This is a genomic window from Brevibacillus brevis (assembly GCF_022026395.1).
Classification (GTDB): domain Bacteria; phylum Bacillota; class Bacilli; order Brevibacillales; family Brevibacillaceae; genus Brevibacillus.
In genome coordinates this window covers 581871-598591 of sequence record NZ_CP041767.1, presented here as the reverse complement: position 1 = coordinate 598591, position 16721 = coordinate 581871, and the positions used below count along the sequence as shown (strand labels likewise).

Here is a 16721-nt window from a genome sequence, read left to right as displayed (position 1 = left end):
AGTCCCCATCTATTCCATTCGCTTTCCTTTGACAAAGAGCGGCTGTAGGCAATAGGTGTAATAATCGATATTTTTCAGGTAATAGATCAGCCTGCCGAGACCGGCTACCAGACCAAGAAACGAAGCAATAAAAAATGAAAAACCGTAGTTCTGAAGGTGCAGCATCGCTATGGTGATGACAACCGTACTGATGAGAAATAAGGTCGTCACCGCAAGCGCTCCCTTCCGATCGTCAAAATAGAGCAGCATCAGCACGATCACAAACATAACAGCGTACAGGTATCCTGCGATAACCAGGATGTTGTACCGCTCCATCTGCTCGGACGTAAAACCGATGTGCGGAAGCAGCGTAATTCCCAGAGCCAATGCAACAAAGGAAAAGAACAGCTGCACTTCCATCATGAAGCTGAGTTCTTGCATCAATGTTTGAACCATGTCAGTTTTTGCCCGCTTGATATCCTGCACCGAGCCTGTGCCCAATATCGTCCCGTAATACGCTCGATACTTCTCATAAAAAGCGGTCTCTACAGATACAACAAACATGACCATCGTAGGCAATATGCTCAAGGAGGCGTAGAAAGCAGGCACGTCATAAAACGGCGCAATCACGTAAGTATCCGCCACAACTTCTTGAAGGGGACTCCCCAGCCAGTAAATAAAATGGTGCACATAAAAGCCGAGAGAGCAAAAGAGACCAACGCCCAGCAGACTTGGGTATTTTTTCACGTACTTCACGAAATCAAAGTAGTTCCTCTCCCGCTTCGGGAAATAGCTCTCCAGATGAATCATCGACAGAACGATCATGATAAAAAAGCCAAGATCCAAAGAAATCAGCATTGCGATTCCTTTTTCCAATTCAGTCAGATTCACCAGCAAAAACGCAGCCAGAAGTGTAACGGCAACAGCCGCCAAATACCCGCGAATAATTCGCATATAATCCTTTAATGCGGACAAATAGGCAGATTGCAGCCATACGACGATCAGTTCCACAAAAAGAAGGTAGGCTACGAGCTTAAAGCCAGACGGCAAAGGAGCCAGCCAATAAAATGCACCGCCGAGAATTCCCCCCAAGCCCAGGCAAACAGCCATAACTCCGTACAAAGAAGCAATGATGTCGTTATACTCGCGCAAGTAAATTTTGTCTGCAATATAGCGAGAAATGACCATGGAAAAACCGCAGGTAACCAACAGGGAAAACACAAACGCATAAACAACAGCTGCTAAAAAAGACATCCTTTCCAAATAGCTGACATTCAATTGAAGAAGGACCTGCTGTAGCACCATGATCATGACCATACAAATCAGCATCGGTCCGACTGTGACCAGCGAAGAAAATGCATACGCCTTCACACTGGACAAATACCCTTTATTCCGAAACATTTTCTTCAGTTCAAAGCCAATGCCCGCCATGTTTCTTACACCTCGTATTTCCGATACATATTGCGATATCCCGCCAAGAAGTTCTCATGTGTGTAAATATCCGATACTCTTTGGAAACCGCATCTGCCCATACGCCGTCTCAATGGCTCGTTTTGACACAACGTAATGATCGCTTGGGCAATTTGGGTAAAATGCATGACGGGTACCGTTATCCCTGCGTTGCCATAGTTGTCACCATTGCCGTACAACAATTCCCGACAGCTTCCCACATCCGTTGTGACGAAGGGCTTTCTGCATGCCATTCCTTCCAAAATAACGAGCGGTTGGCCTTCACTAATGCTGGTCAAAACAAGCATGTCCATTTTTCCGAGATACTCTTTTACATTGACCGCACCCGTAAACGTAACATCCTCCAGCTGCAGGCTGTCGACCAATTGCAGGCATTCTGTGTAGTACTCCTCATCTTCATCCGTCGGGCCCATGATAACAAAGCGTGCGTGTGGTACTTGCTCTTTGACGAGTCCGAAGCTATGCAGCATTGTTTTAATATCCTTGATGGGTACCACGCGGACAACAGCACCAATGGTGATTGTGTCGTTCTTTTTTTCCTCCACGATGTCAGCATAATCACTCACTTTTACACCGTTCGGGATCACGGATACTTTGGAAGGATCACACCCTAGCTCGATCTGAATTTCCTTGTTTCGCTCAAACAACGTGATTACCTCATCCGCGTAGGAGTAGGCACATGCAGAAAGATTATGAAAGTAGTCGATCCAAATATCCTTAAAGTGACCCTTGATCCAGTTTGCCTTGATAATTTCTTCTTCCCGCTCGCGGGTATAGATTCCATGCTCCGTCAGCAAAAACGGCTTTGCATGCAGATACTTCCCAAGACTCCCTGCTACACCGCCATATCCCGTGCACACACTGTGATACAAATCCGCTTGCGGCATGCCGTTTTGAATGACCAGGCATAGCGGCAAGACCATCGAACGAATCATCCAGATCATTTCGGTAAAAGGGATTTGCGGATATTTTTGTTCGCAAAGCCGCTGGATAACCTCGAAAAAGTCCTTGCTTGTAAGCAACTCAGCTACGGATGGCACCTTACTCCCCGACAACACGGAAAAAAGAGCACGCCAGTCACCCTTGCTCCCATCAAGCAACGAAAGCAACGCTTGCCGCTCATCCTCAGTAAGACCCAGACGCTTGCCCGGTGCAGCCTCTTCTTTCAGATAGGCATCCAGAAATACCTCTTTGATTTCCACCACATTCGAGGGGAGCTGGTAGACGTATTTTCCCTTGTTTTTCCCTTCTGCTCCAATTGCATAAATGATGAACTCATGCTCTGGCATGCTAGTGATTAAGGAATGAATCCAGCTAGAAACACCCCCCGTGATAAAAGGGTAAGATCCTTCGGCAATCAGACAAATTTTCATCGCTTACTCTTCCAGTCCTATATCAAATTTGGCACCCGTTGCATGCACGAGATAGGCACCTTCCTCTATTTTTTCTACCGTACAATTGACCAAGCTCGTCATTTTTTTGTTTGTCCGCAAGATGTAATACATTTCGCCGGAGAAATTGTTCATGTAGCCTGTTATTTTTTTATCCGTATGCGTGATATACACATCCGTCTGCACATAGCTCTCAAGACTTGCTGCAGCTTCGGAAGCAGTCTGACTACGTAACCATGGATACTGCTGGTAAAGTTCTTCCAGCATGAGTTGAAAGTCTTTTACCAATTCCGGCCACGACTTGTTATTGCTTCGCCCCTTGTCCAACACATCGTCTGGATGAACAAAATGAGAAAAAACACCAATGGATGTGATCGCATTCGTTATGTACCAATCATGAATGTCTGTGCGACTGTATCCGGAGGTAATACGTGGCAGCTCTATCATGCCATCATCAGCCACAGAAAACTCCTGGATGTATTCGTGTGTACTATCTGATTCTGCATACAAGGAGGCAATGACCCTCAGATCAGGGAAGGATTCTTTCAGCGCTCGACGCCCTTCCTCTCCCATCACGTTGGAAGGCGGAACGTACACCTGTATGTCATACGACGAGAAAACCTTCTTGATATAATCGTCCAGGTACGCAAGCGACTCAGCCATGCTTGCTTCATCAGGCCAAGCCTTATACTCGTAATGGCTCGCCGTCGCCTGATCGGCTACCAGCGATTGATGGTTGTATCCATGGATGCCCAATTCGCCACCCAATTTCAACAAATCCCTGCCGTACGTGATCAGATTGTTTGAATCCGTTCCTTCCTCATCAGTGAAGGGCGGGGCAACCCGGTTATTGTAGGTTTTGATAATAGCTCCCGTGTAGGTCACATCGTAATCGGCAGCAAGCTTGATCATGTCCGGCCACCACACATCCCGATAGAAGCTGGGAATATCTTTGTGGTACTCGCGGTAAATACTCGGCTCGATCCCCTGACGAAAAGGGGCCGGAAAATCGTCAATATACATGATTTTCATATTGAAAATGGGGTACATGAAATCTTGATTCAGTGAACTGATGCCACCAGCAATCAGTCCTCTGTTCATTGCAGATTGCATATTCGTCCCGTTATAGACCATGACCTTTCCCTGTCCATACTGTGTCTCCCATAACAGTGGCATATTGTCGGCAGAAACAGCGTGAACCTTCGCTTGCCTATCCAGCTCTACGGGAATCGAGGAATTCACAATGGAATCTGCGCCGATTTTTGCATCTTCTCCTTTGATCAAGAGATTGGATGTCATCTGAATGCCGTTTGTCACGATAGGGTAATTGATGGAATTGATCCCCAGTTTTCGGTATATGCGGTACAAGCTGTCATTGTATTCAGGCATACGTGAAAAGAACACATTTCCACCATTGTGCGCATATTGCATCATCGCATCCAGATTGGCTATCATGCCGAGATTTTCTATGGTGACAATAACCGTCATGTATTGGGGATCGGGCTTCGAGAACTGCTTAACGTCAGCGAGATCGTACTCCTTTTTCATATACCGCAGCACTTGCTCCACATTCCTCGCGATTGCCATGCTGCTCTCATCCTTGGAATCATGCAGAATGAGGAATTTCTCCCTTGCTAGCTTGGCGATTTCCTCCTGACCGATCGCGTTTTGCTTCGGCTCGTCATTCTGTATTTGCGAGCCTCTTGACTTATTATTGCTCACCTGAAGGATGAACTGAGATCGGGTAGCTTCTATGGTGATCCCCAGAATCGCCACAAAGATCAGAATGATGTAGATGTTTTTTTTCACGGGAATATCGCTGGACCTCGACCTGCTCCATTCTCTGTCATTTTCCCTGTCTCTTTTCCTTCTCATGTTCCTTGTCATTCTCATTTTGTATCGCTCATCTCTGTCAAATTCGGACCTGTTTCCTGTGCAGCAGCGACTTCCCCCCATGTGCTGTCTTGCTCAACATCCTCCAAAGTGCTCCAGTAGCGGATCATCATCAGCGTGGCGTGGGATATTTTAACCGACGAACTTTTTAACCGATTCATTTCAGCCACAAACCCCGCGTAGTCTCTGATCGTAAAGAAGCGCTTTAGCGACATGACATATGGCTGCTCGCTTTCCGGATGATACTCATGAAACAATTGACAGTATTGTGCGGCTGATTCATAGGACTGGTTCATCAGCTCGCAATTGATCTTGTCCACAAAATAGCTTTCTTCTTCCTGATAAATGTCCAATAATGATTCGAGAACAAATGAATACGTGTAGCTGTATTTCACATAAGTGCGTTGATCAATGAGTGAACTGTCCAGATACTTCTTCAATACATCTGCGTAGGCGCGTAAAACTCCAAGATCCTGCTTGTTCTCCTCGTATTTCACTGATAAATCCTGCAGTTGGAGCTGAAGGTTGCGCTGCATTTCCGTTAGAGCGGCTGCCGCGTAGTGAACCGTTTCCGAATCCTCGTTTTGCAAGGCTGTCTCCAATGTACCGATCTGCCAAATGGTCTGCTCTTTCAAGACATCGATCAGCATCTTTCGGCGTGTGCCAGTGTCGTTCAAAAACAAAATGTCCTCAACCGGTACGATGTTCATTTCCTTTTCCATGTCCGCTCTTCGGAAAATATTCGATCCCTCAGCTAGTTTCAGCAAATCGCTCTCTAGCATCAGTTCATTCACATTCTTTTTCGATGTTCGTTTGAATGTATCCGTAATCCCCAATAACAGGAGGCCAAAAACGGGAAGAAAGCCAACAACAAGCATTCGCATAATAAGCACCTGCCTGTTCTTGCCCCGGCTTTGTATCCAACTGTAACCAACAGACACCAAGACATGGAGGAGGACTAGATTAAGCATAGGCGCCATCCTTCAGCCAGAAGCGATCCTGGTCTTTTTCCTGCACAATTCTCGATGCAATACCGAGTCTACCAAGCCTATCAATCACGATACGGGCTTCTTGCTCGTTGGAATTGGAGAGAATGATATAGACATCTCCGGCTTCGTCCATTCCCATATAATCTGCTTCGCGAAGAGAACTGGCGACATAGGTAGAAAGGGTATGATGATCCATTTGCGCAGAATCCACTGCCAGGAGGGTAAAGTCAGTGTTCAACTGTTGTTTGGCATCCCTTTTGTTCTTCACCATTGCTGAAAAATAAGCAGGAATCAGGATAGAGGTATCTTCCAGGTAGCGGTCCTTTTGTGTGGAGTTTAAGTATCGGAGAGAACGGGACAAAGCGGATGAGATCAATTGAACGGCGACTTGGAAGAGGTTTTGGGTGTACATTGTAAAATTTTCAAATCCGAGCTGTTGCAATGTGACCACGGCAACCATTTTTCCCTTGTCAAAAATAGGGGCTGCCATAAGAGGCATGTCGTGACGCAGCTCTTTATTCACGATGATCTTCTTCATTGTCATTAATTCAGTAAGATAAGCATGCTCACTCATTTTCAGCGAGCGTGGCAGATCAAAACCCGCTTTATTCGATTTGGCCATCAATCGCAAGAAGGAACCATTTTGATTCATCGTATAAATTGCGATCTCATCGGACTTCATGATTCTTTCCAGTACCTTGACCGATTTCTGCAATACGCGCTCCGGCTCGAGGCTGTCCAACTCTTTGGTGATGCTGTAGATTTTCCCGAAGCTGTCTTCCGAATTGACGATCTGCTGCTGCAATTCTTGCTTTACCATCAGGACATCGTTATAAATGTCTTTTAAAAAATCATATTTGTCTTCCAGGGCTTGCTTTTGCAGCTCCTTGGACAGTACGTCCCTGTTGCGTTTATCGATCGAATAGCCCACAGCAATCCCGATAATAAAATAGACAGCGATATGAAACAGAACATTTGCGTCATACAAAAGCGATACGACATCGCGTCCGTTATGCAGGCTTTCCCCGATAAAAAGTCCACAAGCCAGGATAACAGACAAGAGGGATTGCTTCGTTCCGTAAATGGCGCCAATCAACACGATGTAAATCAGCTTGAGATCAAAGACACCGCTATTAACCGTTCCAACTGTGGCGAAAATCACCAGAAGAAACGCAAGAATGTTCTCTATGTACGGCCTTGCATCCCATGAACGTAGCCAAAGGATCGTTTTCTTCCCTTCGCTCTCTTGCTCTTGTTCTTTCTCTGCGATGCTCTCTTGATACCACTGCGCCGTTTTTTCTAGCCCCTCCGCCAATGTATACATCGGGATCCAATCTAGTCTTCTCTTTGCCCGCGTATTGTCCAAAACCGACTTTTCTACGTCTCCTGGGCGTTTTTCCCTTCGCACTATTCCCTGGAGCTGCTGGTTCTCCCCAAGAATGTCAATCAGCTCATTAATGCTGCTTTCCTGATTGGTAGACAAATTCATCACACTGGTATCATCCGTGGTAACGGAACGAAAAATGGCGTCAGCTACATCCTCTACATAAATAAAATCTCTCGTTTGGCTGCCATCCCCGTGCAAAACAATTTCTTTTCCATGGTTGATCTGAGTTAAAAAAGTAGAGATGACGCCGCCTTCCCCTACTGCACTCTGTCTGGGGCCATACACATTCGCCAGGCGAAAGGCTACCGTTCGCAAGCCGTACATTTCCGTCCATTTGCGGCAATACATTTCACCGATGTGCTTGTTTATTCCATAAACAGACACCGGATCACACGCTGAATCTTCGTGTAACGGTGTATTTTCACTCATGCCGTAAACGGCGGCTGATGACGCAAAAATAAATTTGGACACGCCATATTTGCTCGATAGCTTCAGCATATTCACGAGTCCAAGAATGTTCGTATTCGTATCCAGCAAAGGGTCTTCCATGGATGCAGCAACACTGACTTGGGCCGCTAAATGTATAACGACATCGAACCTGTTGCTTTTAAATACTTCATCACATTTTTTATCCGCTACATCCAGCTCGTATGCCTTATGCGGAAATGTGACGTTCCTCTGATTGCCTGAGCTGAGATTGTCGAGGATGAAAACTTTATACCCTTCCTTATAAAATCTCTCCGCGACAAAAGAACCAATGAACCCATAACCACCTGTGATCAAAACTTTCATACTAACACCTCAGCTATTTGTTTCACCTGTCTATCCCCACGACGAACATCTACCCCTGTTCCCAGCAATTTTTGCACAGCCCATTCGATGCGCTCCAGCTGCAGTGGCTTCGCTATGAAATCCCGCGCACCTGCCTGAAGCGCCTTTATGACGGTATCGTGCCTAGACACTGCTGAGCAAATAATGATCTTGGCATCCTTGTCCAACTCCATGATTTTACGTGAAGCAGTCAAACCGTTCATGCCGGGCATGGTAATATCCATCGTAACGAGTGATGGTTTGTACAAGCAGTAATTTCTCACAGCCTCCTCTCCCGAAGCAGCTTCCGCAACGACGTGGAGTCCTAACGTCTCAAATATGTTGCGCAACACATGTCTCGTAAACGCCGTATCATCAACAATCAGAATGCTATTCATCCAAAAACGCTGTCTCCCATCCTATCCATCTATCTCTTTCGGACTATTTTATTATAGTAATATATTCCCATTACCAATACCAACCAAAACTATTGCCTCTTACTCTTCGTTTTCATAGGCACAAAGCCCCTCTATCCGCAGATTTCCCCATTCTACTAGGATCATCTCAACAATTTCTGAACAAGAGAAAAAGAAGAGCAGGGACAGTTACCTATACGGCAGCTTATCTCTGTTCTTCACTGCTTGGCCTCATTGATCAAAAGCTGTCCCTGAACCTACTGCAAACTCGGGAACTGCTCCATATCCCCCATCGCATTCACCTGGAATCTGTTTTCAGCAAATGTTGCACAGCCCATTCAATTCTCTCGAACTGCAAGGGTTTTGCGATAAAATCACGCGCACCTGCCTGGATCGCTTTGATGACAGTATCGCGTCGTGTAACTGCGGAGCATATAATGATCTTCGCATTCTTATCCAGCTCCATGATTTTTCGGGAGGCAACCAAACCGTTCATGCCCGGCATCGTAATATCCATCATGACGAGTGACGGTCGATACAAACAATAATTTCTAACAGCCTCCTCCCCTGAATCAGCTTCTGCAACTACCTCAACACCTAATTTCTCAAACATGTTACGCAGCACAAGTCTCGTAAACGCTGTATCATCAACAATTAAAATGCTATTCATTCAAAATGTTTTCTCCCATCTTTTATACCACGACTTTCGAACTATCATAAAGGGGTTTACTATACGCAGAAACGACGTAATCTGATCATTTTCTACATTCTACCGGGAACATCTAAACAACTTCTGAACAGGTGAATATCGTCAAAAGTAGAAAACAGGCACAAATAAAAAGACCGAAGCATCTGCTTCGGCCCAACTCACTCTACTATTTGGTTCTCTTTTCCCTACCAAGCCGTAATACAACTGTCCTTACGTTCTAAGGATTGTTCTTTTGTTCCCTTTTACCAAGAAAATCTTTAGCAAGTGCGAGGTACCACGCAACTATTTCCATAAAAGCAAGGATCACAAACCATGCCCATATTTCCCCTTGGCTAAGGCCGTACAACAGGTTATCAATTTCTGTACCAGAACCGCGCGTCAAAGACTGCAAAAAGAATACAATTGGACCGCAAATAGAAAAAAATAGAGTGATCATCGAAAAAAGGGTACGCCGTTTTCGAATTAGATACACAATACTACTAATTATCGTTATGAGAATAAATATATAATAAACATACCACACCCATGGAGGTAAAGTTTCCATGGTAGCCCTCCTTTCCTTAGTCCAGCCCCAGAATTTTTCCTTACCAAGCCGCAATACTGCTATCTGCCCGCATATCCGTACCACCGCTTAGCACACCATTTTCATCACGCCAAATGATTTGACCACGTCCGAAGTAATTGCCGAGCTGCGCCCACTTGATCGTATGGCCCCTGCGCTCCAAGGCTTGTGCCAAATGCTCCGGGAAATGACGCTCCAGCTCCACTGTTTTGCCTTCCACCCACTGCCAGCGCGGCGCATCGAGTGAAGCTTGCGGATTCAGCTGGAAGTCGATCGTGTTCATGACCACTTGCACATGTCCTTGTGGCTGCATGAAGCCGCCCATTACACCGAATGGCCCCACTGCTTTTCCATCCTTCGTCAAGAAGCCCGGGATTATGGTGTGGAACGTTTTTTTGCCGGGCTCCAAGCAATTGTCATGAGCAGGGTCCAGCGAGAAGGTATGACCGCGGTTTTGCATGGCGATCCCTGTCCCCGGCACAACTACCCCAGAACCAAAGCCCATGTAGTTGCTTTGGATAAAGGAAACCATGTTGCCCTCACCGTCAGCAGTCGCTAAATAGACCGTACCGCTCGTTTTCGGCTGACCCGGCTCTGGCGTCAAGGCTTCATGACCAATCAGTGCACGGCGAGTGGCAGCGTATTCCTCTGACAACAGCGCTTCCTTGGAAACTTTCATTTTGCTCTCTTCCGTGATGTATTTCAATCCATCCACAAATGCCAGCTTCATCGCTTCGATTTGCTTGTGATACGTTTCTGTTGTGTCTTTTGCGTCAAAATCAAAGCCCTTCAGAATGTTCAGGGCCATCAGGCCGATCATCCCTTGCCCATTCGGCGGTATCTCCCACACATCGTAGCCACGGTAGTTGACTCCGATCGGCTTCACCCATTCCGGCTCATAGGCAGCTAGGTCTTCTTTGCGCAAATAGCCGCCGCACTCACGGGAGAACGCGTCGATCTTGTCTGCTAGCTCTCCGCGATAGAAGCTCTCTGCATTTGTTTCCGCGATTTGACGCAGCGTCTTCGCATGACCCAGCGACTTCCAGATGGCGCCCGCTTTTGGCACTTTGCCATCTGGCGTAAAGGTGGAGAACCATTGCGCGAACTCTTCCCCTTTGCATTGCTGGGAAAACTTTTTGTGTGCGGCATTCCAATTATGCGACAATGTGGGCGATACAGGATAGCCATTCTCCGCATAATCAATCGCTGGCTGCAAAACCTCTGTCAGCGGAAGGCGTCCGAAACGCTTGGACAAAGCTGCCCACGCAGCAGGTGCGCCCGGTACCGTGACAGGTGTCCAGCCGTAGGTCGGCATTTCTTCCAGACCTTTTGCTTTTAGTATCTCGATGGAGATTCCTTGTGGAGCAGGCCCGCTTGCATTCAGTCCATGCAGCTCGTCTTTGATCCACACGAGGGCAAATGCGTCTCCCCCGATGCCGTTCGAGGTCGGTTCTACTACAGTCAGGCACGCAGCCGTTGCAATCGCCGCATCCACCGCATTTCCGCCCTTTTTCAATATATCGAGGCCAGCTTGTGCCGCCAGTGGCTGCGAGGTCGCCACCATGCCGTTCTTGGCAAAAGTCGTCACACGCTTCGATGCGTATGGGTATTCCATTGCGTCGTAATTAACCATGGTTTTTGCCTCCTAAATCGTTCGTTTAGCCGATAAGAAAGACCAATTGATAAGCACGGAACGTCCTTTTGGTTTGAGTCAACATAGTGGAGGAGAAGAAAAAGCACAGTTCTCTTCGACTCTGACACGCCAGCAAGGGGGATTCACTGTCCGTCTCCACTTCCAAAAGGGGACCGTCGAGCCAAAGCCACCCTACGGGCGGAGGTTTCTCAGGGAAGACGTGTTCGACAAGCGGGTCCCCTTTTAGAAGTTCCGACTGGGTAGGCGTTGTCAAGGTCTACGAGCCCTGTGCTTTTTCTTCTTACCAGCTTACGTAAACTTTCCTAGCCGATGAAAACAAACCCGTAAGCCATCGCTCCCACGATGACAAAAGCGGGATGGACCTTCCATGTTTCGAGCAGAAGGTAAGAGGCCACTGTCAAAATCCCTGTTTGCATCCAGCCGATTCCCTCTACTGCGCCCATCAGGAATTGATACGTCATCGTTCCGAGCAAGACAGTAACGACTGGCCGTACCGATTGGGTCATCGCTTTTACTTGTGGAGCACTGCGGAATAAATTAATAAAACCCATCAATAAGACCATAGCGATCGCTGTCGGAGCGACCGTTGCAAATAATGCGACTACTGCGCCCGGTACGCCCGCTACCTGATAGCCAATGTATCCAGCGAGCTTGGTCGCGATTGGGCTGGGCAGCGCATTTGCTACCGCAAGCACTTCTCCGAATTCCTGTACACTCATCCACTGGTAATGGTCAACCACTTCATTTTGGATCAAAGGGATGCTCGGTGGTCCTCCCCCGTACCCCAAAATGTTGGAGATGAAAAAGGCCCAAAATAATTGCAGGTAGATCATGCTACTCCCTCCTTGCCGTCCTTGTCCTTGCGCTTGCGGACAGACCAAGTAGAGTAGGCAAATGAAACGGCAAGCGCAATCCCTACTACAATGCCCGGATGCCAATCAAGGAAGAGCAACGCAACGAGTGAAAGGGCGAGGGAAAGACTCACACCTGCTTTGCTGGATGCTCCCTTCCACCCCTTTGAAAGGAATTCCCAAGTAAGGACGCCTGTCATGACTGCGATTACCGGACCGATTGCTTGGATCATGCCGTATACACCCGGCGCATCCTTCCATTGATATATCACTTGCAGCAAACCGATCATCACAAGCACGATTGGCATCACGACTGCGATGTTTGCCACCAATGCACCCTTCCAGCCTTTTACCCGATAGCCGATAAATGCGGCCAGCTTGGTCGCAATGGGCCCTGGAAGAGCGTTGCCGAGCGCCAGATTGTCGGAAAAGTCCTCATCTGTCACCCATTTGTACTTTTTCACACATTCGGTGTAAAAGAGGGGAACCATCGTAGGTCCTCCTCCAAATCCAAAGATTCCGATGCGGAAAAAAGCGAGAAATAATTGCCAGTAAATCATAGCTGTACCTCCGTCCTTGCCTAGCTAGCAAAAAAGTTCACCCGATTGCACCAATTGACAGGATACCAGTTGGCCTTGCTAACGGATAAAGTTGTACTTGGACTTCAGTATTTTCAATTCGTTAATCACATTCGTTTTGGAGATGCCCGGAATCTTGTGAAGCTTTTTGAGCAAAAATTGGGATAATTCTTCATTGCTTGTTACGAGAATCTGTGTGAAAAGCTGATATTCACCAGAAGTAAGTACGATGAGCCTGATCTCTACGGTTTCCGTTAACGCAGCAACCACATCGTCCAGCTTTTCCGCATCCACAGCCACTTGAATCATCGCCTGTACGTGAAACCCTGCTTTGACTGGATTAACAATACCGACCAGACTCAGGGCACCTTCGTCCTGTAATTGCTGAACGCGCATGCGGATCGTCTTTTCTGTAACCCCGAGGTCCTTCGCAATCTGAGTAAACGGTAAGCGCGCATTTCCTTGCAAGGCTCGAATGATCCCGTAGTCGATGTCATCTAATTCAGGATAAAGTGATCTTCGGAAAGTTTCCTCCATACAAACACACCTTTATTCGTCTTTTTCAAACAATATTCAACCTTATCACAGCTCAATATTAGAAAATCCGGTCGAATTTCATGATGATTGTTGTTACTATAATACGATTTTCGACACAATGCAATACTTTTACAAAAAATTCCATATTAAAACCTATTCTTACTATAAATAAAGCAAAGAAAAAGAGCCTACTCCGCAGGAGAGGCTCTCGATTAATATTCGATACGGTCCAGAGATTGAGACCATGCTTCAAATGGGCTCCGTCTATTCGCAAGATTGATTCTCTGAAAAGGAATACTCCGTTCTTCAAGAGGAAGAACAATCTGCTCATAAATAAACTGATCATCAAAACCGACATGCGCCGCATCTTCTTTCGTGCAAGCATAATAGACATTGCGCGGTCTGGCCCAATAGATGGCTCCCAGACACATCGGACAAGGCTCACAGCTTGTATACAGGTCGCAATCGTTTAATTGAAAGGTTTCGAGATAACGACATGCTTCTCGAATCGCTTGGATTTCGGCATGTGCCGTAGGGTCATTGCTCGCCGTCACTTCATTGCGTCCTCGCCCGATTACTTGCCCGTCCTTCACGACAATGGCTCCAAATGGTCCGCCTGTTTTATCACGGACATTTTCAAACGCAATCTGTACGGCTTGCCTCATCCACGTCTCTAGTTCCATCCGCTTGCCCCCTCGCATCCTTCTCCTTTTATCCTATGTCCCTGCTCATCTGGACATGCTGGAAAAAGTCACTAGCGGTTCATTGATTGCTTTAAATGGAACAAGTAACGGTTTCGAATGATCCAGAAATACACACCTTGAACAACGACGAAGCTGCATAGGACAATCGCGGTCGGTTTGACCACAGACGCGACAAGGATGAGCTTCAACAAGCTTTGCAGGGACACGAACGCCACCATACTGTGAATAATGGCCACCACAATCGGTACGAAGAACAGCAGGGCAACCTGAGTCGTGACGATCCGCGTCAGCTCCGCATCCGTGAGTCCAATCTTGGAAAGCGCTCCATAATGCCGTTTGTCGTATTCCAAATCCGTGTACAGACGGAAGTAGAGAAAGCTTGCTGCGGCTACGAAGAACAACACACCCACAAACAACCCGATAAAGAGTCCCATGTTCGCCATTTGTTTCATGGTGTGGTAGTAGGGTGCACGAGCTGAAAACGAATAATTATCTTCGTCATGACGAATATCTTCCTGAAGCTTGAGACTAAGATCCTGCGTTTCCTTCCATCTTGGCACCTCGTACACAAAGCGCTCTTCTTCCTTCATTTTCGGAAGCTGGTCATACACCTGATTCGGTACGACAACCAATCGCTTAAATTCAATCCCTCTGATCAATGGAGTCATATTCGTATCTGTTTTGACTGCGAGCTGTGCCTTCCCCACTTGCAGTGTTTTGCTCGCTACCGAATCACCAATCCAATTGAGCAGTACGAAGGCCTCTTTATTCGTCATTTCGAGTACAGTCGAATTGGAAGCTACGGCCAGCCGGTTATAGTCAGACAGCTTGACTACTCCGACCCTTTCCTCCTGAACTAGTTCTGGCAAAACTCGCATAGCCACTTGATATTTTTCGAAGGAAAAGCCATTTTGCTGCAAGCTCGTTTCAATTAAAGACAGATGCTTCGCTCTCTCCGCATCGCTTTCTTTGGACTGGTATTCAAACGCAAACGGGTGTGTTTTCATCACCGTGATCTGAATCGACCCAGCCAAAGCTGCCAGCGTGCCAATCGCACAAAAAGCAACAGTAGAGACGATGCTGACTAAAAAGAACATCCGTGCATTATCCTTCATCCGATAGGCCAGATCAGAGAGCGTCAAGAGATTCGTACGTTTCCAATAAAAAGTTCGACGCTTCTTCAGAAAATCGATGAAGATGACGCTCAGCTGAGTAAACAACAAGTACGTTCCTACAGTCGTCAGCGCAATGACCGGAAGCATCAATACGAGCACATTCACGCCGTCAGCAGTGAGGGCTAAGGCATAGCTCATGCCCAACAAAGCTACCGCGACCAGAGACAGCACTAACGATGCCCTCGGCTCACGCTTAGGTCGACCGCTTCCTTGCAACAGATCCAACAGACTGCGGCTTCGCAGCAAGAGGACCGTAAATAGCGAAATGGCTGCATACAAGATGAGAAACGCCACCACTGTCAAACCGATCGCTTTCCACGGGAAGTAAAACCCGAGTGCTTTTACAGCAAGCAAAAATCCGGCGAATTGGAAAAACAGCTTGGCGAGAACTAGTCCGAGGCCAATCCCAATGGCAATCGAGACGATGCCAATCAGCATGTTTTCCATAAAAATCAGCGTGTTCCGCTGTAGCGGTGTCATACCCTGGATAAAAAGGATGCCGAACTCCTTCTCCCTCTTTTTCAGAAAAGCACCGACACAATAAAAGAGAAAAAAGAAAGAGAACAGAAAAATGACGTACTCAGCCGCCATCATCCCAGTAGCTACGGATTCATGAATCTCCTGCCCGATAATTTCCGGATGAAAAATGAACATCGCATAGACGAAAAAAATGAGGACAGAAAAAACGCTACTCATGAAGAATGCAGCGTACATACGCTTATTTCGTACAACATTATTACACGCGAATTGTCGAAAGGTCATAGGTGTTCCCTCCCAAAAACGACAATGAGTCAATAATTTTCTGGAAGAATACCTGTCGACTCTCACCACGATACATCTCGTTATGGAGCTGGCCGTCTTTAATAAAAATTACCCGATGGCAATAGCTGGCAGCCAAAGCATCATGCGTCACCATCATCATGGTGGTATTATCTCTCTTATTGATCGCTTCCAGTGTCTCCATCACATTGCGCGAAGACTTGGAATCAAGATTTCCTGTCGGCTCGTCAGCGAGCAAAAGCGACGGGGAATGAATGATCGCCCTGGCAATTGCCGTTCGTTGGCGTTGCCCCCCTGATACCTCGAAGGTCCGCTTTTCCAATATGTCCTGAATCCCTAGCTTCTCCGCAACACTTTGCAGCTTTTCTTCCATGACCGAGACTTTCTCATTGTCCAGCGTCAGCGGCAACACGATATTTTCCCCAATCGTCAACGTGTCCAAGAGATTAAAATCTTGAAATACAAAGCCGAGCTCACGGCGACGAAACAGAGCGAGTTTATCTTTTTTTAAATGATGCGGATTCGTACCGTTCAATAGAACCGCACCAGAGGTTGGTGTATCAATAGTGGAGATCATGTTTAATAGCGTAGTCTTGCCACTGCCTGAGGGGCCCATAATACCGACGAATTCACCCTTGCGAATCGAAAAATCGATATCGGTCAACGCGCGGTAGGTTACCTTGCCCCCGTATATTTTACTCAAGCTATTTACAGCAAGCATTTCCATGCGCTATTCCCCTTTCTTGCACTTCCAAATTCAAGTGCATTCAAAAAGTCGTCTTTTCAGCACCGAGAAAGAGGCGAGAACCTGCAAAAGGAGGAGCGGAGTGTAGGAA

General features: G+C 46.9%; 15 protein-coding genes. All 15 read right to left on the bottom strand.

Features of this window, described 5'->3' with window-relative positions:
- Positions 1-9 precede the first annotated feature (9 nt).
- Positions 10-1410 carry an exopolysaccharide Pel transporter PelG gene (gene pelG, locus FO446_RS03255; RefSeq protein ID WP_237899888.1) on the bottom strand — a complete coding sequence of 467 codons (1401 nt, stop codon included), beginning with the start codon at positions 1408-1410 and terminating at the stop codon, positions 10-12.
- Positions 1411-1415: 5 nt separating this feature from the next.
- Complete coding sequence (gene pelF, locus FO446_RS03250; RefSeq protein WP_173610722.1) at positions 1416-2822, bottom strand: GT4 family glycosyltransferase PelF; 1407 nt, start codon at positions 2820-2822, stop codon at positions 1416-1418.
- A gap of 3 nt (positions 2823-2825) precedes the next feature.
- Positions 2826-4649 carry a DUF2194 domain-containing protein gene (locus tag FO446_RS03245; protein WP_237899886.1) on the bottom strand — a complete coding sequence of 608 codons (1824 nt, stop codon included), beginning with the start codon at positions 4647-4649 and terminating at the stop codon, positions 2826-2828.
- Between the two features lie 80 nt (positions 4650-4729).
- Positions 4730-5704, bottom strand: coding sequence for a hypothetical protein (locus FO446_RS03240; RefSeq protein WP_221866756.1), 975 nt, complete (start codon positions 5702-5704; stop codon positions 4730-4732).
- Positions 5697-7901 (bottom strand): NAD-dependent epimerase/dehydratase family protein, encoded by a 2205-nt coding sequence (locus FO446_RS03235; protein WP_237899884.1) that lies wholly within the window; start codon positions 7899-7901, stop codon positions 5697-5699. The genes FO446_RS03240 and FO446_RS03235 overlap by 8 nt, the downstream gene beginning before the upstream one ends.
- Positions 7898-8317 (bottom strand): response regulator, encoded by a 420-nt coding sequence (locus tag FO446_RS03230; protein ID WP_173610726.1) that lies wholly within the window; start codon positions 8315-8317, stop codon positions 7898-7900. The genes FO446_RS03235 and FO446_RS03230 overlap by 4 nt, the downstream gene beginning before the upstream one ends.
- Before the next feature lie 316 nt (positions 8318-8633).
- Entirely contained in the window at positions 8634-9005 is a 372-nt protein-coding gene (locus tag FO446_RS03225; RefSeq protein WP_173610727.1) for a response regulator, read from the bottom strand.
- A gap of 256 nt (positions 9006-9261) precedes the next feature.
- Positions 9262-9588 carry a hypothetical protein gene (locus tag FO446_RS03220; protein WP_221866754.1) on the bottom strand — a complete coding sequence of 109 codons (327 nt, stop codon included), beginning with the start codon at positions 9586-9588 and terminating at the stop codon, positions 9262-9264.
- A gap of 40 nt (positions 9589-9628) precedes the next feature.
- Positions 9629-11239, bottom strand: a complete 1611-nt coding sequence (gene ggt, locus FO446_RS03215; protein ID WP_221866753.1) for a gamma-glutamyltransferase — start codon at positions 11237-11239, stop codon at positions 9629-9631.
- 323 nt (positions 11240-11562) lie between these two features.
- The gene (locus FO446_RS03210; RefSeq protein ID WP_173610730.1) at positions 11563-12093 is read right to left on the bottom strand and encodes a chromate transporter; all 531 of its coding nucleotides are present in this window, start codon (positions 12091-12093) and stop codon (positions 11563-11565) included.
- Entirely contained in the window at positions 12090-12671 is a 582-nt protein-coding gene (locus FO446_RS03205) for a chromate transporter (RefSeq protein ID WP_048030999.1), read from the bottom strand. Before FO446_RS03205 ends, FO446_RS03210 begins: the two co-directional genes overlap by 4 nt.
- A 78-nt stretch (positions 12672-12749) precedes the next feature.
- Positions 12750-13226: an Lrp/AsnC family transcriptional regulator gene (locus tag FO446_RS03200; RefSeq protein WP_173610731.1), complete on the bottom strand. Its 477-nt coding sequence runs from the start codon at positions 13224-13226 to the stop codon at positions 12750-12752.
- Positions 13227-13438: 212 nt separating this feature from the next.
- Complete coding sequence (locus FO446_RS03195) at positions 13439-13909, bottom strand: nucleoside deaminase (RefSeq protein WP_237899882.1); 471 nt, start codon at positions 13907-13909, stop codon at positions 13439-13441.
- A 71-nt stretch (positions 13910-13980) separates the two neighbouring features.
- Positions 13981-15867 (bottom strand): ABC transporter permease, encoded by a 1887-nt coding sequence (locus FO446_RS03190; RefSeq protein ID WP_173610733.1) that lies wholly within the window; start codon positions 15865-15867, stop codon positions 13981-13983.
- Positions 15842-16612 (bottom strand): ABC transporter ATP-binding protein, encoded by a 771-nt coding sequence (locus FO446_RS03185; protein WP_007729857.1) that lies wholly within the window; start codon positions 16610-16612, stop codon positions 15842-15844. Before FO446_RS03185 ends, FO446_RS03190 begins: the two co-directional genes overlap by 26 nt.
- Positions 16613-16721: the final 109 nt, after the last annotated feature.